Source organism: Sphingomonas sp. CCH9-F2, from assembly GCF_001556735.1.
GTDB lineage: Bacteria > Pseudomonadota > Alphaproteobacteria > Sphingomonadales > Sphingomonadaceae > Sphingomonas > Sphingomonas ginsenosidimutans.
This window is the reverse complement of record NZ_LSJO01000627.1, coordinates 1-18,708: the sequence shown is the minus strand read 5'-3', so window position 1 is coordinate 18,708 and position 18,708 is coordinate 1. Positions and strand designations below refer to the sequence as shown.

Genomic DNA, 18,708 nt, shown 5'->3' with positions numbered 1-18,708 from the left:
CGTGCGCTGTCGTGAGCGCGACCGGGCCGGTCTTGCCACCCGTCGGCCCTGCGGGAGATTTGGTCGCGTTGCCTGCCATGACGCCGGTTCTTCCACCTCTGTTCGAGGTTGGAGGATAGCCAGACGTGGTTAATTGATCCTTGCGATGCTAATCTCTAGCAATTTCCGAGTAGTAACGGAAATGACCGCGCGAAATGGCCGACAATTCAGTCGACAATGCTGCGCAACAGCTCGTCCGAAATCTCCATGTCGAAATCGACGCCGTAGCCGCGCGTGATCGTATTGACGATCCGGCCATCGATCTCGACGTCGCCGATCGTCAGGCGGATAGGCGTGTCCATCCGGTGCAACAGATACCGCAGTCCGGGGCGGAACAGGCAACCCTTGGGGGAAATGTCCAGTACGCGCCCGTCCACCGTCACGCGGCTGCTGATCATCAGCAACGACGCTTCGGCATAGCAATCGACGCGCCGGTAGTACCGGCTCGGCTTCTTGCGCCGGAACAGGCCACGCCCCGCCGCGACGGGCGCACGGACGATCTCGGGGGCGCCGGCGGGCGCGGCGACGTCATGGGAAAGCGGCATTTCGGTCACCCTTTCGCGGTCTTCTGGGTCATCGCCGCGCGCGCATCGCGCAGTCGCCCGGACTTGATGGCCAGCAGCTCCATCTGAAGCCGCGCGCGTTCCAGCGCGGCATCGATGTCGACCGGCACGTCTTCCTGCCCCACCAGTTCCGCAAGGACGGCCAGCCGCTCACGCTCGCTCTCCAGCGCGCGGCGCAGTTCGGCGGCGGCGGCGCTGTCCGCTTCCGCCCCGCGCCGAAGCTGCAGGGCTTCGCTGCGCAGGTCCTGCTCCAGCTGTCGCTGGCGCTCGATCAGCGCCTCCAACCGCTGCGCCATCCGCCGCTGGGTGCGGCTGGTCGCGACATCGTCGCGCCGGGCGGTGAACGCCTGGCGCAGCCGCTCCTGCAACGATCGGGCACCGCGCGGCGCGTCGACGGGACCGCCGCCGTCCCATTCGATCACCACTGGATCCTGCTGCGCGGCCGCTTCCTGCGCGGCGATCAGCCGGTCGAGCCGCTCCACCACCGCGCCGCTGCGCGCAGCGTCGGCCTGCGCCGCGGTCGCCCGGGCGATCGCGTCGAGGGTCGTGCGGATCACCGCGCGATCCTCGCGCGCCTGTTCGAACAGCAATTCCATCTCGGCGACCAGCCGCGCCTGCTGGCGCACGACGTCGGTCACGGTGCGCGCAATCGGTTCGACGAGCGGCGCGGGGTCGCTGACGCGATCGACCGTGCGGGTCAGCGCCACCATGGCCTGCCCCAGCTCGGTCAGCGACTCCTGCGTCGCGGCCTCGCGCCGGCGGTTGTCCTCGACGGTCGTGTGCAGCGTCGACAGCTGGCGCCCCGCCATCTCGATCGCCTGGGTCACGCGCGCCATGCCGCCGGCATCGCCCTCGGCCGCCTCGGTGGTCTCCAGCTTCGCCAGGTTCGACAACCAGTGTTCGTATTCGTCGCGCAGCGCCTTGGCCGCGGTGGTCATGCACCGTTCCAGCGCGCCCAGCACCATCGAGGTGGACAGGCCGAACAGCGACGAGCTGAAGCCCACCGACATGCCGCGCAGCGGCGCCTTCATCCCCTCGATCATCTTGGCGATGGCATCGTCGCCGCCCTTGCCCGACATGTCCATGCCGCCGATCAGGTCGCCGACCGACCCGACCGTGTGCATCAGCCCCATGAACGCGCCGATCAGGCCCATGAAGACCATCAGCCCCGCGAAATAGGCGACCACCGACTTGCGGTCGCCAATCCGCTGGTCGACGCTGTGGACCAGCGATTCCACGACGCCCGACGGCATCTGGAAATCGTCCTGCTTCGACAATTGCTCGGTAATCAGCCGGTAGCCCTGCCCCAGCAGGACGGGTTCGCGGAAGATGATCGCCGGCTGCGTATAGATACGTTCGTCGTCGCGGCGCCGGCCGCTGTCGAAATCGGTCTGCAACGCGTGCAGCGCGGTGACTTCGTTGCGCAGCCCCAGCACGTTGCGGAACGCCAACCCCGCCGCGACGCCGAACAGCGCGAAGATCGACAGGTTCAGCGCCGCCTTCGCCTTGATGCCGGCGATGACGAAGTCGTGGGCGTAGGCGCCGATCGACAGGAGGATCGTCATGATGACGATCATCTTGATGAGTTCGGAGCGTATCTTTCGTTCCATGTCGATCGCCTTCAGTTCTTCACCACGATGCGGACACTGTTGCCGTCGCCCGACGTCGGATCGACCACGCGGCTCTGCGTGACGATGTCGCCGGGCTTGATGCCTGCCTGGATCAGCAGGTTGCGCGTAGTCGCGGCGCGGTAGAAGGCGATGCGCATCGGTTCCGACACCGATCCGGCCCCAGCGACCAGCGACCACACCTCATATTTCGTGCCCGGCCGGACCGACGTTTTCAGGAAGTCGAGCACCTTTTTGGCATCCTCGTCGGTGTAGCGGATCGCATCGGCATCGAAATCGACCCGCAGCAGGGTGGAGGATGACGTGACCTGCGCGCCGCGTGTTTCCTTGGGCTGTTCGGCCGACTTCACGCGAATACGCTGTGTGTCGGGCGTGTCCCGGGTCAGGATCGTCAGGCTGTCCTTGCCGTTGACGATCGTTTCCGACACCAGCGGCGAGCCGAGCTGCGCGATCGAGGAACCCGCCGCGGCGTCACGCGGGGAGGAAATCGGCTTCAGCCCGATCGCACCGGTGTCCTGCGTACCGCCACCATCCGCCGGCGCCTTTCCGGCCCGCGCAGCCTCGGCGGCGCGTCGGCTGTCCTGAAGCACCTCGATCTTCTGCTGCATCACCTCGACGGTGCGCTTGGACAGATGCATGATCGCCGCGCTCATGATGACGAGCAGGAAGGTGACGACCATGATGACGGCCGTCAGCACGTCGACAAACGCTGGCCAGTGATTTGCCTCGCCGTCTTCCGATGCGCCTGCCACCTTATGCCTCCGCCCCGAGCGTCATGCCGCCTCTTACGAACATTTCGCTAACGTTCTGATAACCGTGTTTGCTCATCAACCGGCTAGGCCGCCTTGGCCTTCTGCTGGCGCAGGCTGTCCAGCATCTCCCTGCGCGGCAGGTCGCTCATGATCCGCCCGTCCTCCATCCAGATGACGCGATCGACCAGTTCGAGCACCGCGAACCGATGTGTGGCGATGATCATCGTGCGGCCCGCGCCGAATTCGCGCAGTCCGCGGATCACGGCATGTTCGCCGTCGACGTCCATCGCCGCGGTCGGTTCGTCCAGCAGCAGGATGCGCGGATCGCGCATGAACGCGCGCGCCAGCACCACCGCCTGCCGCTGCCCGCCCGACAGGCGGCAGCCGCCGACGCCGACGGATCGGCTCAGCCCTTCCTTCGACCGCGCGGCGAAATGGTGGACGCCGGCGGTGTGCACCGCACGCTCCAGCAGCGCCGGATCGGGATTAGGCGCGCCCAGCACGATATTCTCGTAGATGCTGTCGTCGAACAGCACCGCTTCCTGCGTGGCGAAGGCGATGTTCTCGCGCAGCTGCGCGGCGGAGAATTGCTCGATCGCATGGCCGTCGACCAGCACCCGCCCCGCGCCCGGCGCGATCAGCCCGCCCATCAGCTTGAGCAGCGTGGACTTGCCCGATCCGGCCGCGCCGATGATGCCGATCTTCTCGCCTGGCTTCACCTCGACGTTGATGTCGCGCAGTACCGACACGTTGGTATCGGGATAGACGTAGCCGACTTCCTGGAACGCGATCCGCCCATGGAACGTGCGCCCCTGCACCGCGGCGTCGGACGTCTCGCTCTCCGGCTCCAGCGCCAGCAGGTCGGCCAGCGCGGCGAACTGCCCCAGGCTCTGGTAGCTTTTCGACACCACCATGATCGCGGCGGAGATCGGCCCCATCGCGCGTCCCGCCAGCATGTTGCACGCGATCAGCGCGCCCGCGGTCATCACGCCCGCCTGGATCTGGTAGATGCTGATGACGACGATCACCACCGTCACCGCCTGCACGATGAACGCGGACGCGGTGGACGGTAGGTCCACCCATGCGCGCGTCGCCTTGCCGGTCATGCCGACATGGTCGGACAGATTGTCCCAGCGCCGCAGGAAGCGCCCCTCAGCCTGGTTGCTCTTGATCGTGTGCAGGCTGGCGACGACGTCGGCGACCAGGTTGTTGCGCGCCTGGAGCAGCTTGTTGCTGCGCTTCGCCCCGAATTTCAGCGCATAGGCGGACACCGCGCCCGCCGCCAGCATCGCCAGCGCGCCCAGCACCGGCGCCATCACCGTCCAGCCGCCGATCATCGCGATCAGCGCCAGGAACAGGAAGAAGAACGGAATGTCGATGCAGAAGGTCACGATCGCGGTCGGCACCAGCATCGCCATCGATTCGATGTCGCGCAGCGCGGTCATCATGCTGCCGACGGTCCAGTTGGACTTGTCGATCCGCGCCTGCAGGATCGACGACATCGCGCGATGCTGGATCGCCTGCCCGATGCGCAGCCCGATCGCGTCGATGAAGGTCGAGCGGATCTGCTTGAACAGACATTCGAAGATCAGCACCAGCACGATCCCCGACGACAGCGCCCACAGCGATTCCAGCGCCAGGTTGGGCACCACGCGGTCGTAGATCGCGCGCATGTACAGCGGGATGGCGAACCCGCACAGGTTCAGGAACAGCGCCGCGCCCAGCAACTGGATGAAGTTGCGCCGTTCGGTCAGGAAGCTGGAGATCAGCCAGAGCCGCGGATTGGCGCGGATGCGCTCGCGCTCGTCGCCGACCAGGCTGCCGTTGGCCGGATCGATATGCCCGATCATCAACAGGTCGCCGGTCGCGGCGGGCGCGAATTCCTCCAGCAGCACGCTGCGCTCGCCATCGCCGTCGACCAGCGTCACGACGCCCGGCGCGGGCATCGCGGTGACCACCACGAACCGGTCGTCCGGCAGCCGCACGATCGCGGGCAGGTCGACCGGCGCCAGCTCGCGGATCGGCCGCGCCACCCAGCGTGCGTCCAGGTCGATCCGCGTCATCGCGATCGGCGCGAATCGCGGATCGAGATCGCCGTTCGCAGTCGGCAGCGCCGCCGTCAGCCCGGCGGCGTCAATCGCCTTGCCCGCCGAAGACGCCACGCCGACCAACGCCTCAACCAGAAGCATCCCATTGAAATCATCGGATTTCCACTGGCCCATCGACTTGCCGCGAAAGCTGTCGATCCGGCCTTTTACTATCCGCCCGACGTTATCCCACTGAACCGCCACGTGCGTGTCTCCACAATCGTGGGATGGTTTAAGCCTTTTTAAGGATAACACTTCGTAAACAGCTGCCGATTACATGGACCGTAACTTCGACGGGAACGATGATGAGCAGCTCTGCCGACATGCCAGGGAGCGTTCGCTGGACGGATGCTCTCAAGCATATAGTCCAGAACCGGCAATCCTTTTCGGAAACCGATGCGCGCACCACCGCGATCGACGGATTGCATCCGTGGAGCGCGCGGGTGCGCACCGAGCCGTCGCGCCGCCTGCTGAAGGTGATGGGCCTCCTTCTGGTGATCGCGATCGCCTGGGCCACCTTCTTCCAGATCGACAAGGTCACGCGCGGCGCCGGCCGGGTGCTGCCGTCCGTGCAGAACCAGGTCGTCCAGCATCTGGAAGGCGGCATCGTCAAACAGATTCTGGTGCGTGAGGGGCAGCGCGTCCGCAAGGGCGACGTCCTGCTCAAACTGTCGAACCAGCAGTCGAGCGCCGAACTGAACAACGCCCAGACCGACGTCGCCGCGCGCCATATCGCGCTGGCCCGGCTGGAGGCGGAGGCCGCCGGCGCGTCGTCCTTCACCACGCCGAAGGACCTTGCGCGGCTGGCGCCGGACATCGCCGCGTCGGAAGAAGCGTTCTTCCGCTCGCGCCATGCCGACATCCAGCAGCAGATGAGCGTCTTCGACCGCCAGATCCAGGGCTATCGCGCCGAGATCGGCAGCGCGCAGTCGCGTATCGCCAGCCTGCGCGCGGAGGAACGGATGGTGCAGAACCAGCTCGACCGCTTGCAAAAGGCGCTGCTGGCGGAAGCGGTGTCGGAAACCGCGGTGCTGGAAAAGCAGACCGACCTGCAACAGCTGCGCACGCGCATTTCCGACGCGATGACCTCGATCCCCAAGTCGCAGGCCGACCTGTCCGAGACCGTCGCCAAGCGCGGCGAAGCATGGACCCGCTACCTGACCGACACGCGCGAGAAAGCCGCGACGCTGCGGCTGGAGGTGTCGAAGGCCGGTCAGGCGCTCAACGCCTATCAGGATCGCAACTTCCGCGAGGAGGTGCGTGCGCCGATGGACGGTTACGTCAACAAGATCCTGGTGCAGACCGTCGGCGGCGTCGCCAAGCCGGGCGATCCGCTGGTGGAGATCGTCCCCGCCGACAAGCTGGTGGTGATCGAGGCGCGCGTCGCGCCGCGCGATCGCGGTAACATCTGGCCGGGGCTGCCCGCGGTGGCGAAGATCTCCGCCTATGACTCGGCGATCTACGGCGGGCTCGACGCCACCGTCGACGATATTTCGCCCGACGCGATCCAGGATCCCAAGGGCGAACTCTATTATCGCGTCCGCCTGCGCGCGGACACCGGACGGTTCGGCCCGGAAAAGCCGGTGCTGCCGGGCATGACCGCTGAGGTCGACATCCGCTCGGGCCACCAGAGCATCCTCGACTACATCCTTGGGCCGTTCATCCGCATCCGCGACGGGGCGCTGCGCGAATGATCTCGCCGCTCACCACTCTTGCACCGGCCGCCACGCGCGGCCGCCGCATTGCCGATCACACGAAGACCGGGGGAGTTTTCATGTCCAGTCCGTCCGCCCGCATTCGCGCGGGTCATCGCCTGGGCGCCGCGCTGCTCGCCGGTGCCGTGTTGTGCGGCCCGTCCGCCGCCGCCGCACAGGACGCGCCCGCGATCGCCGCGCCCGCCGATCCCGCGGCGCTCGCCAGACCGGGCGAGAACGAGCCGCTACGCGCCGCGATCATCGAGCTGCTGCGCAAGAACCCGGACATTCAGATCGCGCTCGCCCGCCAGGACGATGCGCGCTACGCGATCGGCGAGGCGCGCGCCGCCTATCTGCCGCGCATCGACCTGTCGCTGGCCAGCGGGCCGGAATATGTCCTGCCTTATCAGGCGACCGACAACACGGTGCTGCGCCGTAGCGAAGGCGTTCTGTCGCTCCACCAGAACATTTGGGACTTCGGCGCGACGATCAATGACATAAAGCGCGCACGCGCCGCCTTTTCCAGCGCGGAATGGAACACGCGCGAACAGATCGAGCGGATCGCGTTCGAAACGACCGCTGCCTATCTCAGCCTGCTGGAAAAGCAGCGCACGGTCGAGCTGATCGAGGAAGAGATCGCCACCCAGGCGAAGATGTCGCGCACGATCCAGGTGCAGAAGGACCTGGGCCTCACCACCGCCGCCGATGTCAGCCGCGCACAGGTGCGGCAGGACAACCTTCAGGCGCAGCTGCTGGACGCGCAGAGCCAGTTGCAGCAGCAGCGCGAATCCTACCGCCGCCTGACCGGGCACCTGCCGGGCCGCGCGACCGACCTGCCGCCCGTAGATACCGCGCTGCCCGCCGATGCGGATGCGGCAGTCCAGATGATCGAGGATCACAACCCCGAACTGGCACAGGCGGTGCAGAACCGCCGCTCGATCGAAAAGCAGCTGCTTAGCCAGAAGGCCGCCTTCTACCCACGCATCGGGCTGGATGCGCAGGCGAACCTCCGCAACGAAGTGATGGGCCGCACCGGCCGCAACGAGGATGCGCGCGTCGTCGTCACCCTCACCTATAACATCCTGCGCGGCGGCGCCGATTATGCGCTGATGCGCCGGATCGAGGCGCGCGTGCGCGAATCGGATTACGAGGTGGATCGCGTGCGCCGCAACGTCGAACAGGATCTGCGCATCGACTTCCAGTCGCTCGCCGCCGCCAACGACAAGATGGCGACGATCGAATCGCAGGTCGCCGCCGCGGAAAAGGTTGTGACGCTGTATCGCGAGCAATTCCGCTCCGGCAACCGCTCGGTCTTCGACCTGCTCGACACGCAGCAGGCGCTGTTCCAGGCGCGGCTGAACCGGCTGACTAACTTTACGCAGAAGCAGGTCAGCGGGCTGCGCGTGCTGCAGAAGCTGGCCGGACTGTTCGATTTCGTCAGCGGGGGACAGCCGCTGACCAAATACGGGCGCGAGATCGTCGTCCCGCGCCCGCCCGCGCGCATCGGTCCGAACCTGTAACCCGTCAGGTCAACGGTTCGCCGGCGATCGTGATGCGATGCATCAGGCGCCGGTGGCCCTGGTAATCGTTCATCGCGCAATGCCAGGTCGAACGATTGTCCCAGATCGCGATCGAACCCGGCGCCCAGCTGACGCGGCAGTGGAACTTCTCCTGCATCGCCACCTGGTAGAGATAGGTCAGCAGCGGCAGGCTTTCCGCGCGGGTCCAGCCGGCGAAGTGCAGCGTGAAGGCGGGATTGACGTATAATATCTCCCGCCCGGTCGCCGGATGGCGGATCACCACCGGATGTTCGGCATGGGTGCGTTCGTCATGCCCCTTCAGGTCGGCGGCCTGGTCGGTCTTCGCATAGATGCCGTCGGCGCTGTAGATATGGTCCGCCGAATGCACCGCGCGCAGGCCCCGCAGCGTCGCCTTCATCCCCTCCGACAGGCTGTCGAACGCCGCGCCAAGCCCAGCGAACAGCGTGTCGCCGCCGGTCGGCGGGGTCTCCCGCGCCAGCAGGATCGACCCCATCGCGGGGACCGGATCGTAACTGTGATCGGTGTGCCAGCCGCCGCCGATATTGGTCTGCTGGTTTTCCGCCTTGCGTACCTCGGCGATTTCGGGGTGGCCGCCATTGGCCGGGAAGTATCTGTTGATGTCGATCTCGCCCCAGCGGCGTGCGAAGGCGATATGCTGTTCGGGGGTCAGCGACTGGTCGCGGATGAACAGGACGCCATGGTCCGCGACCGCCGCGCGCAGCGCACCGAACGTGTCGTCGTCCAGCGCGTTCAGGTCGACGTCGCGCGCCTCGACCCCGACATGCTCCGACAACGGGTGCCACGTCACTGAAGCCATCCACTCTCTCCTCGTCCATTGCTGTCGCGGGTGTAGCAGGCCCCCTCGCCAGCAAATGCCACCTTCGTTACATTGTGGGGTGGACATGGCCGATCGCCTCGCCGCGAACCGCTGGTTCGCCCCCCTCCCCGCCGCGCTGCGCGACGCGATCGCCGCCGCGGCGTCGCCACGCGCGCTGGCGCCGGGGCAATGGGTGTACGGCCAGGGCGATGAGGATACCGGCATCGTCATGGTCGTCGACGGGCTGTTGCGGCTGGAGACGGTGGTCGACGAACGGACCGTCCTGATCGGCGTCGCACGCGCCGGCACCGCCTTCGGCCAATCACGGCGGCACGGCGGCGGCCCGCGCATCGTCACCGCGCGCGCCGGGCCGCCCAGCCGGGTCGTGACCGTCGGCGACCGCGCGCTGGGGCGGATCGCGGTGGACCAGCCCGCGATCTGGCATGCCGTCAGCACGCTGGTCTACGCCCAGCTCGACGCCAGCGTCCACGGCCTGGCCGAGATGCTGGCGCTGCCGCCGATCGCACGCATCGCCGCGCGCCTGCGCCCGTTCGCGGAGGACGGCGCCGCGCCGCTGTCACAGGCGGACCTCGCCGAACTGTGCGGCCTGTCGCGCAAGACCACGAGTGTGCATCTGGCGACACTTGAGGCGGCGGGCGCGATCGCCCGCGGCTATGGCAGCATCCGGCTGACCGACCCCGATATGCTAGCCCGCTTCTGCGCCGCCGAGACGGTATAGGCGGGGCGGCGATAGCGATCCGCATCCCGATGGCGGCGCTGCAGCGCTGCAGCGGCCATTGCGCGTCATCAAACCGACGCGCGTCGATCACGAGAGCCCGACGCGACCGTCACCGGCTGAGAACCAGCCGCCGCCGCGATCACCGCCGACGATCCGGGGTTCCATGAAGGGATCATCATGACGGCGTCGCTTCGGCTCGGCTACGGATGGATCACGCCCATCCCTCCAGCGCGATCTTGCCGCGCATGGTGCCGCTGTCGACCTTGCGGTGCGCGTGGGCGAGCGTTGCCACGCCGATAGGCGAAAGCCGTTCGGTGAGGGTGGAGCGGATGCGGCCGTCATCGACCATCCGCGCAATCTCGCCCAGAATCTGCCCCTGGCGCCCCATGTCCGCCGCCGGCGGAAGCGATCGGGTGAACATCAGTTCCCAGTGGATCGATACCGACTTCGCCTTAAACGGTACGATGTCGAACACCTCCGGGTCGTCGATCAGCCCGAACCGCCCTTCCGGAGCGATCAACTCCGCGATGGCGAGTCGATGCCGGTCGGAATGGGTGGTCGAGAAGACGAACGCCGGCGCGCCGATGCCGAGCGCCTCGACCTGCGGCGGCAGGGGCCGGGCATGGTCGAAGACATGGTGCGCGCCCATCTCCATGGCCCAGGCGCGTGTTTCGGGGCGGGAGGCGGTGGCGATTACCGTCAGGTCGGTCAGTTGCCGCGCGAGCTGGATCGCGATCGACCCCACCCCGCCGGCGCCACCGATGATGACGATCGCGGGCGCCGCGCCGACGACGGGCCGATTGACGTCGAGCCGGTCGAACAGCACCTCCCACGCGGTCACGCTGGTGAGCGGCAGCGCGGCCGCCTCCGCCCAGTCGAGGCTGGCGGGCTTGGGACCGACCAGTCGTTCATCGACGATGTGCAGTTCGGCATTCGTACCCGACCGTCCGATTTCCCCGGCATAGGCCACCGCGTCGCCGATGCGGAACAGCGACACGTCCGGCCCGACGCCGCGGACGATGCCGCTGGCGTCCCAGCCGATCACCCGCTCGCCGTCCTGCCGGAGGACCATGCCGCCGCGCACCTTCACGTCGACGGGATTGACCGACACCGCCTTCACCTCGACCAGCAGCTCGCGGCCGGTCGGGACGGGATCGGGACGATCGAACTCGACGAGCGCGTCCGGCCGGTCGATAGTCCCGGTGTCACGGTATCCAATGGCGCGCATGGTCAGTCTCCATAAAGTGGCGTGGATCAGTGCTGTGCGACCGGCGAGAATGCCCTGCTGCGACCGGCAGAACGGCCGCGACGGAACGCGAACACCATCGCCAGCGCAGCGGCGGCCATTCCGGCACCAACCAGCGACACTGCCGGATAGCCCCATCCGGCCCCGATCACGCCACCGCCCAGCGCCGCGCCGATCGCGTTGCCGAGGTTGAACGCGCCGATGTTCATGGCGGACGCGAGGTTCGGTGCCTCGGCCGCCACCTCCATCACGCGCATCTGCAACGGCGGCACGATCGCAAAGCTGGCGATGCCCCAGATCAGGATGGCGATGGCGCCCGGCACCGGCCAGTGCATCACGCCCGCGAACACGACCAGCACCGCGGCCAGCACGATGAAGCTGCCCACCAGCGTCCGCTCGACCGAGCGGTCGGCCAGCTTGCCACCGACCATGTTCCCGATCGTCAGGCCGATCCCGTACAGCACCAGCATTGCCGTCACGAACCCGGTCGAGGCCTGCGTCTCGTGGCGCAGGATCGGGACGATATAGGTGAAGACGGTGAACATCGCGCTCGCCCCCACCACCGTCAGCGCCAGCGCCAGCAGCACCGGCCTGCGGGTCAGCACGCCCAGTTCCGCACGCATATCGCCGCCCTCCACCGCCGGTAGCGACGGCAACGCGAGCCGCAGCGACAGCATCGCCACGACGCCCACCCCTGCGATCCCGGCAAAGGCGGTGCGCCAGCCCAGCACCTCGCCCGCCCAGGTTGCCAGCGGCACGCCGCCGATCGTCGCGATCGTCAGCCCGGTGAACATCGCCGCAACCGCACCCGCGCGCTTGTCGGGCGCGACGAGACTCGCCGCGACCACCGATCCCACGCCGAAGAAGGCGCCATGGTTGAACGAGGTCACGATCCGCGCCGCCATCAGCATCCAATAGCCGCTCGCCAGCGCGGACAGCAGGTTGCCGAGCGTGAAGATGCCCATCAGCGCGATAAGCAACGTCCGCCGGTCCACCCGCCCCGTGGTCAGCGTCATCAACGGCGCGCCGATCACCACCCCGATCGCATAGGCGCTGACCAGCAACCCGGCGACGGGAATGGAGATGTGCAGATCGGCCGCGATCGATGGCAGCATCCCCATCGGCGCGAACTCCGTGACGCCAATACCGAAGGCGCCCGCCGCCAGCGCGAGCAGAGAGGGATTCAAGCGCATATCGACCTCCATCATTGCGTGAGCAGGAATGGCGATCCGAAGCCGCACTGTGTAGCCTGTGATTCTGGCAAGCACCTTTGCGATGGAAGCACGAATGGATTTCAGCGGCCGATCGGGTGAGATGATGGTGTTCGTCACCGTCATGGAGCAGGGCAGCCTGTCGGCGGCGGCCCGCGCCTTGCAACTGGCACCGTCCGCGGTCAGCCGGGTGATCGCGCGGATCGAGGCGCGGCTGGGTGTGCGGCTACTGATCCGGACCACGCGGACCCTGACGCTGACCGCAGAAGGCCAGACCTATCTGCGCGCTGCGCGCCGGATCCTTGCCGACCTGACCGAGGTGGAGGAAGCCATCGCCGATCAGGCATCGCCGCGTGGGCGTGTGCGCCTAACCGCCTCGCTCGCCCATGGCCGCCTCTATGTCGTGCCGCTGCTGGCGGAATTTACCGCCCGCTATCCCGACATCCTCGTCGATCTCAACCTCAGCGACCGTGTGGTCGACATACTCGGCGGACAGGCCGATGTCGCGATCCGCTTCGGGCAACTTGCCGACAGCCCGCTGACGGCGCGCCGCATTGGCGAGACCGGCCGGGTGGTGGTCGCCTCGCCCTCGTATCTCGCACGCCACGGGACACCCGAGCAGCCCGAAGACCTGTTCCGACACAATTGCCTCAGCTTCAGCTTTCGGCGCGCGGAGCCGGGCTGGCCCTTTCGCCGCGGCGGTGTCGACATGGCACTGGACGTTACCGGCTCGATCGAGGCCAATAACGGAGAATCGCTCGCCCAGCTTGCGCTCGCCGGGGTCGGCATCGCGCGGATCGGGACGTTCGCGGTGAAGGACGAACTGGCCGATGGCCGGCTGGTCCCGTTGCTCGAACCGTTCAATCCGCAGGACCGCGAACCGCTTCACCTGCTATTCGTCGGGGGCTCGACGATGCCCGCCCGCGTACGCGTCCTGATCGACTTCCTCGCCGAGCGGCTGGGCGATGGAGCGTGAAGCGGTTCATCCTCCATCGACGCGGTTGGCGGCGACGAAGAAGTCGATCGTCGCCCGCACCGCCGGACGCATCTGCCGGCGGCTGGCGTGATAGATGAAGAAGCCGGGAAAGGGCGGGCAATGTTCGGGGAACAGTTCGACCAGTCGCCCCGCCGCCAAGTCGTCGGCGATGACGCTTTCGATTACGAACGCGATGCCCGCCCCGTCGCACACCGCGCGCCGCAGCAGCGCATCGTCGTTGACGATCAGTGTTTGCGGCAGGGCATCGAGGATCAGGTCCGCGCCATCGCGCGTCACTTCCCAGCGATACACGCCCGCGCCGAGCCGACGATGCAGGCAGCGGTGGCTGGGCAGGTCTTCCAATGTCCTGGGCCGCCCATGACGCGCGAGGTAGCCGGGCGAGGCCACTGCCGCCATCCGCAGCGCCCCGCCGATCCGCGTCGCGATCATGTCGGGCCGCAGCGTTTCGCCCAGTCGCACGCCGAGGTCATAGCCCTCCGCCACCGTATCGACGAACCGGTCGTCGATCACCAGATCGAGCGTGATCCCCGGGTAGGCCGCCACGAAGGCGGCGAGATGGGGCGCGAACAGCGCGTGCGCCGACAAGGGCGTCAGCGTGATCCGCACCGGTCCCGCCGGCGCCGCATCGCTGTCGCGGGCATCGGCCACCGCCGCGTCGATCTCGCCGAGCGCGGGGCCGACGCGATCGAGCAGGGCGCGCCCGGCATCGGTCAGCGCCAGGCTGCGCGTCGACCGGTTGAATAGCCGCACCCCGAGCGCCGCCTCCAGTTCCGCCACCGCATGGCTGACGGCGGAGGGCGACAGCAGCAGCCCCCTGGCCGCCGCCCGGAACCCGCCCGCCTTCGCGACCGCTGCGAAGATGCTCAATCGTGCCAGCCGTTCGCGATCCATTGTCTCACCTGGTCGAACAGCACGTTCGATCAGCACCATCTACTCCGCACAATGCCGGGAGCCAATAATGCCGCGGTCATCGAAACAAGGAGCGACGACGATGCAAGAACGCAAACTGGGCGAGCTCGAGGTATCCGCGATCGGTCTCGGCTGCATGGGCTTCACTGCCGCCTATGGCGGGCAGGACGAAGCAGCTTCGATCGCCACGCTGCACCATGCGGTCGACCGTGGCATCACCTTCTTCGACACGGCCGAAGTCTATGGCCCCTATGAGAATGAGGAGATCGTCGGCCGCGGGCTGAAGGAGGTCCGCGACAAGGTCGTGATCGCCACCAAGTTCGGCTTCGACATCGCGCCGGAGGGCGGCACCGGGTTCGCGCGGATGCGCGGCGCCGACGGAACGCCCGCCAATGCCCGCCGAGCGGTCGAGGGATCGTTGCGGCGGCTGGGCACCGACGTGATCGACTTGTTCTATTTGCACCGCCCCGACCCCAAGACGCCGATCGAGGAGTCGGTCGGCGCGATGGCCGAACTAGTGAAGGCGGGCAAGGCGCGCTTCCTCGGTCTGTCAGAAGTCACCGCCGACCAGCTCCGCCGCGCCCATGCGGTCCATCCGATCACCGCGCTGCAGAGCGAATACTCGCTCTGGGAACGCTATGTTGAAAAGGAAATGCTGGCGACCTGCCGCGAACTCGGCATCGGCCTGGTGCCCTATAGCCCGCTCGGTCGCGGCTTCCTGTCGGGTCGGATCCGCAGCAAGGCCGATCTCGAAGCCAACGACTTCCGCGCCACGCTGCCGCGATTCGACGAGGCCAATCTCGACGCGAACCTGAAGCTGGTCGACCGTCTGCGCGCGATCGCCGAGGAGAAGAGTGTGACGCCTGCGCAACTCGCGCTCGCCTGGGTGCTGGCGCAGGGCGACGACATCGTCCCCATTCCCGGCTCGCGCAAGATCGCCAACCTCGACGACAATATCGACGCGGTCGACATCGAGCTGACGCCCGAGGACCGCGCGCGGATCGCGGACGCCATGAGCGGCGTGCAGGGCGCACGCTATGCCGAGCGCGAGATGGCGATGCTGCCGCAACGATAGACGCGAAGGCCTGGGTCGTGTGGTCGACCCGGGCCGTGCCGTCCGCCCCGGCTCGTCCGTACGGATCGTCGCGTTGCACCCCCAACCTTGATCAGCGCCAGCGCCCTGAAGATGAAATCATCGACCATCAGCTGCACATCGCGCGCAACCGATGCCACATTCAAATCCGGGCGAAGAGTAGGCAGTACATCCATACAGACATCGATGGTCAGGTAGATGTACGGGATCGCCTGCTTCGCCTAGGGAAGGCGATGCGCGACCGTTGCCTCCCCGAGACCGCGGCGACGTGGTGCGGCACACCGGCGTCAGCCCACGAACAGATGGGCCATCGCGTCGACCGCCGCATCGGCGTCGAGGCGGTGGTGCCGATAGAGATCCGGCAGGTCGCCGGTCTGACCGAACCGGTCGACGCCAAGCGGGGAGACGCGCCGTCCATCGACGCCGCCCAACCACGACAGCGCACCCGGTGAACCATCCACCATGGTGACCAGCCCGGCGCCAGGCGGCAAGGCGCCGAGCAACCGCTGGATGTGCGAGCCCCGACGCGCCGGGCCCCAGGCCGCGGTTGCCGCGCTCCAGTCGCGGTGCAGCAGGTCGGGGGAAGTGACGACCAGCAGGCCCAGGCCGGGCAAGTCGTCGCGCATCATCTCCCATGCCGCGAGCGCCTCGGTCGCGAGCGCCCCCATCACGACGATCGCGGCCTCCGCCGCAGCGCCGGGCACCTTCAGCCAATAGGCGCCACGGATCGCATCCGCCCGCCAGGCGTCGTCGGTGCGCGCGACCTGCGCCACGCTGCGCGTGGTCAGACGGAAATAGACCGACTCTCCGTCGGGTGCCTGCACGAGGCGGAATGCTTCCTCCATCAGCGCGGCAAGCTCGTCGACGAAGGCAGGCTCGTAATGCCGCAGGCCGGGCTGCCCCATCGCGATCAGCGGCGGGTTGATCGACTGGTGCGCGCCGCCTTCCGGTCCCAGCGTCACGCCCGATGGCGTCGCGACCAGCACGAAGCGGGCATCCTGGTAGCAGGCGTAGTTCAGCGCATCGAGGCCACGCGCGATGAAGGGATCGTAGACGGTACCGATCGGGATCAACCGCTCGCCGAACACCGCGCCCGCCAGCCCCAGGGCGGCCAGCATGAGGAACAGGTTGTTCTCGGCGATGCCCAGTTCGATATGCTGCCCGGCTGCCCCGCCCTCCCACTTCTGGGCCGACGGGATGCGTGCGCGGCGGAACACGTCCTCGAACTGCTGTCGCCGGAACAATCCACGCTGGTTCACCCACGCCCCGAGATTGGTCGAGACCGCGACGTCGGGCGAGGTGGTGACGATGCGATCGGCGAGCGACGAGCCGTCCTTGGCCAGATCGAGCAGGATCTTGCCGAACGCGGCCTGCGTCGACTGTTCCGTGCCCGCCTACCGGCAGGTCAATCCTGCCGGCAAGGTCCCCGCGCTCGTCATCGACGACGAGCTGCTGACCGAAAACGTCGCGATCCTCTACCGGATCGCCACGACGACACCCGCCGCCCGGCTGCTCCCCGTCGAACCCCCCGCAGCCAGCCGCCAGCTATCGCTGATGGCGTGGTTCGGCAGCACGTTGCACATCCTGCGCCGCCAGGTCCGCATGCCGCTGCGCTTCACCTCGGACATGGCGGCGCAGGCCAAACTGGTCGAGGATGGACGTCCGAAGATGTGGGAGGCGTTGCAGGAACTGGAACGCCGCCTTGGCGACCACGACTGGTTTGGCGGCGCGACGTTCGGTGTCGCCGACGGCTATGCCCTCGTCTTTTACGACTGGGGTCTGGCGGACGACTTCCCGATGGAGGAGCTGACGCGGCTGGGGGAACCTCGTCTACCGCAAGGCGGCGCGCAATTTCGGCGCGGTGATGGCCATGGCTGCCGATCGCACGATCGTTCAGGTACGACAGGTCGTCTCGCTGGGTTCGCTTGATCCGGAGGCGATCGTCACGCCGTCGATCTTCGTCGATCGTGTGGTGGAGATCACCGATCCGATCAGCGAGAGGGATTCCCTGCTCGCGCTCGACCACGCCAGGAAGGAGGCCGCAGCGTGACCGGCTGGACACTGGATCAGATGGCCGCACGCGCCGCGGCCGACATCCCGGAGGGCGCGTTCGTCAACCTCAGGATCGGCCTGCCCGAGCGCGTCGCCGACCATATCCCGCCCGATCGCGAGATCATCCTACACAGCGAAAACGGCATCCTCGGGATGGGGCCGCGTCCCGCCGCCGAGGACGAGGACATGGAACTCATCAACGCGGGGAAGAAGCCGGTGACCCTGGTCGCTGGCGGCGCCTTCTTCCATCACGCCGACAGTTTCGCGATGATCCGCGGCGCGCATATCGACATCTGCGTACTGGGCGCCTTCGAGGTAGCGTGCAAGGTGACATCGCCAACTGGTCGAGCGGCAGCGATGGCGTGCCCGCGGTCGGGGGTGCGATGGACCTCGCTGCGGGCGCGCGGCAGGTACGCGTGCTGACGCTTCACAATACCAAGGCCGGGGCACCCAAGCTGGTCAAGCGGATCACGCTGCCGGCGACCGGGCGGGGCGTGGTCGGCAGGGTCTATACCGACATCGCGGTGTTGGATCCCGAAGGCAACGGCTTCCGGTTGGTCGACCTGGCCCCGCGGATCACACTGGCGGATGTTCTTCAGAGAACGGGCGCGCCCGTCTTCGCGGGATGACCCAGGCCGAAAAGCTGCGCCACGGTCCACGCCTGTGGATCACCTCGGCCTTGTAGAGGCCGTTGATCGTCTCGGCCAAAGCGTTGTCTTAGCTGTCGCCGACGCTGTCAACCGATGGCTCTATCCCGGCTTCGGCGAGGCGCTCGGTGTACCTGATGGACACGTATTACGACCCCCGGTCGCTGTGATGGATGAGACCGCCGCGATGGGCCGGCCGGCGATCATGGAGAGCCTGCTCCCGGGCATCGAGGACGAAGCTGGCATGCGCCGTTCTGCTCGCCCGCCACCCCACGATCCGCCTGGCGTACGTCTATGACGAAGGCGGCGTCGACGAAGCCCGCCCAGGTTGCGACGTAGGTGAAATCCGACACCCACAGCATGTTCGGCGCTGGCGCGTAGAACCTGCGGTTGACGTGATCCAGCGGGCACGGCGCTGCCTTGTCGCTGATCGTCGTGCGAACCGGCTTGTCCCGGACACGCCCTGTAGACCCATATCGCGCATCAGCCGCTCAATGGTGCAGCGGGCGACCAGAAAGCCCTCGCGCATCATCTGCCGCCAGACCTTGCCGATGCCGTAGACCGCGAAGTTCTCGGCGAACAGGAAGCGCAGGACATCCAGCATGTCCCTGCGATGTGCGCGCGAGATCAACGAGACCCGTGACGTGATGTCGTGGACGACCTCCGCACCAGCGTAGCTGTGCGATGATGTGG

General features: G+C 67.4%; 15 protein-coding genes and 3 pseudogenes. 8 read left to right on the top strand and 10 right to left on the bottom strand.

The annotated features are described in order from the left end of the window. Nucleotides 1-206 precede the first annotated feature (206 nt). The 4 genes from AX685_RS17650 to AX685_RS17635 form a co-directional block, all read right to left on the bottom strand. Nucleotides 207-584 carry a PilZ domain-containing protein gene (locus tag AX685_RS17650; protein ID WP_141397098.1) on the bottom strand — a complete coding sequence of 126 codons (378 nt, stop codon included), beginning with the start codon at nt 582-584 and terminating at the stop codon, nt 207-209. 5 nt (nt 585-589) lie between these two features. Further along, a complete protein-coding gene (locus AX685_RS17645; RefSeq protein WP_066490978.1) occupies nt 590-2,212 on the bottom strand; it encodes a hypothetical protein in 1,623 nt (540 codons plus the stop codon). A gap of 11 nt (nt 2,213-2,223) precedes the next feature. Then, nucleotides 2,224-2,982, bottom strand: coding sequence for a hypothetical protein (locus AX685_RS17640; protein WP_096613036.1), 759 nt, complete (start codon nt 2,980-2,982; stop codon nt 2,224-2,226). Nucleotides 2,983-3,065: 83 nt separating this feature from the next. Next, nucleotides 3,066-5,273, bottom strand: a complete 2,208-nt coding sequence (locus AX685_RS17635; RefSeq protein ID WP_156445905.1) for an ATP-binding cassette domain-containing protein — start codon at nt 5,271-5,273, stop codon at nt 3,066-3,068. A 101-nt stretch (nt 5,274-5,374) separates the two neighbouring features. Here AX685_RS17635 and AX685_RS17630 point away from each other — a divergent pair, with 101 nt between their 5' ends. Beyond that, complete coding sequence (locus AX685_RS17630) at nt 5,375-6,763, top strand: HlyD family type I secretion periplasmic adaptor subunit (RefSeq protein ID WP_197418685.1); 1,389 nt, start codon at nt 5,375-5,377, stop codon at nt 6,761-6,763. An 80-nt stretch (nt 6,764-6,843) separates the two neighbouring features. Next, nucleotides 6,844-8,283 (top strand): TolC family protein, encoded by a 1,440-nt coding sequence (locus AX685_RS17625; RefSeq protein WP_066490969.1) that lies wholly within the window; start codon nt 6,844-6,846, stop codon nt 8,281-8,283. Between the two features lie 4 nt (nt 8,284-8,287). Here the strand turns inward: AX685_RS17625 and AX685_RS17620 are convergent, their stop codons facing one another. Then, the gene (locus AX685_RS17620) at nt 8,288-9,121 is read right to left on the bottom strand and encodes a TauD/TfdA dioxygenase family protein (protein ID WP_066490967.1); all 834 of its coding nucleotides are present in this window, start codon (nt 9,119-9,121) and stop codon (nt 8,288-8,290) included. 85 nt (nt 9,122-9,206) lie between these two features. Between AX685_RS17620 and AX685_RS17615 the strand changes: the two genes are divergently transcribed. Continuing rightward, complete coding sequence (locus tag AX685_RS17615) at nt 9,207-9,860, top strand: Crp/Fnr family transcriptional regulator (RefSeq protein ID WP_066490965.1); 654 nt, start codon at nt 9,207-9,209, stop codon at nt 9,858-9,860. A 211-nt stretch (nt 9,861-10,071) separates the two neighbouring features. Here AX685_RS17615 and AX685_RS17610 read toward each other — a convergent pair whose 3' ends face one another. Both AX685_RS17610 and AX685_RS17605 read right to left on the bottom strand, forming a co-directional pair. Further along, nucleotides 10,072-11,088 (bottom strand): zinc-binding alcohol dehydrogenase family protein, encoded by a 1,017-nt coding sequence (locus AX685_RS17610; protein ID WP_066490959.1) that lies wholly within the window; start codon nt 11,086-11,088, stop codon nt 10,072-10,074. A 26-nt stretch (nt 11,089-11,114) separates the two neighbouring features. Further along, nucleotides 11,115-12,299 (bottom strand): MFS transporter, encoded by a 1,185-nt coding sequence (locus AX685_RS17605; protein ID WP_066490992.1) that lies wholly within the window; start codon nt 12,297-12,299, stop codon nt 11,115-11,117. A 94-nt stretch (nt 12,300-12,393) separates the two neighbouring features. Between AX685_RS17605 and AX685_RS17600 the strand changes: the two genes are divergently transcribed. Further along, nucleotides 12,394-13,293 carry a LysR family transcriptional regulator gene (locus tag AX685_RS17600; protein WP_066490957.1) on the top strand — a complete coding sequence of 300 codons (900 nt, stop codon included), beginning with the start codon at nt 12,394-12,396 and terminating at the stop codon, nt 13,291-13,293. A 6-nt stretch (nt 13,294-13,299) separates the two neighbouring features. Here the strand turns inward: AX685_RS17600 and AX685_RS17595 are convergent, their stop codons facing one another. Further along, nucleotides 13,300-14,241 carry a LysR family transcriptional regulator gene (locus AX685_RS17595; RefSeq protein ID WP_197418683.1) on the bottom strand — a complete coding sequence of 314 codons (942 nt, stop codon included), beginning with the start codon at nt 14,239-14,241 and terminating at the stop codon, nt 13,300-13,302. Nucleotides 14,242-14,305: 64 nt separating this feature from the next. On the opposite strand from AX685_RS17595, the gene AX685_RS17590 reads away from it, so the two are divergent. Then, nucleotides 14,306-15,298, top strand: coding sequence for an aldo/keto reductase (locus tag AX685_RS17590; protein ID WP_066490954.1), 993 nt, complete (start codon nt 14,306-14,308; stop codon nt 15,296-15,298). 305 nt (nt 15,299-15,603) lie between these two features. Here the strand turns inward: AX685_RS17590 and AX685_RS17585 are convergent. Beyond that, nucleotides 15,604-16,707 (bottom strand): annotated as a pseudogene (locus tag AX685_RS17585) (transketolase); the annotation flags it as partial. Between AX685_RS17585 and AX685_RS21845 the strand changes: the two are divergent. From AX685_RS21845 to AX685_RS17580, 3 genes and pseudogenes are all read left to right on the top strand, one after another. Next, nucleotides 16,673-17,245, top strand: coding sequence for a glutathione S-transferase family protein (locus tag AX685_RS21845; protein ID WP_197418682.1), 573 nt, complete (start codon nt 16,673-16,675; stop codon nt 17,243-17,245). The pseudogene AX685_RS17585 and the gene AX685_RS21845 overlap by 35 nt on opposite strands. Beyond that, a complete protein-coding gene (locus tag AX685_RS22790; RefSeq protein WP_231792285.1) occupies nt 17,187-17,366 on the top strand; it encodes a CoA-transferase in 180 nt (59 codons plus the stop codon). The genes AX685_RS21845 and AX685_RS22790 overlap by 59 nt, the downstream gene beginning before the upstream one ends. A gap of 20 nt (nt 17,367-17,386) precedes the next feature. Continuing rightward, nucleotides 17,387-17,997, top strand: a pseudogene (locus AX685_RS17580) (3-oxoacid CoA-transferase subunit B). On the opposite strand, the pseudogene AX685_RS21250 reads toward AX685_RS17580, so the two are convergent. After that, nucleotides 17,945-18,708, bottom strand: a pseudogene (locus AX685_RS21250) (IS3 family transposase); the annotation flags it as partial. The pseudogenes AX685_RS17580 and AX685_RS21250 overlap by 53 nt on opposite strands.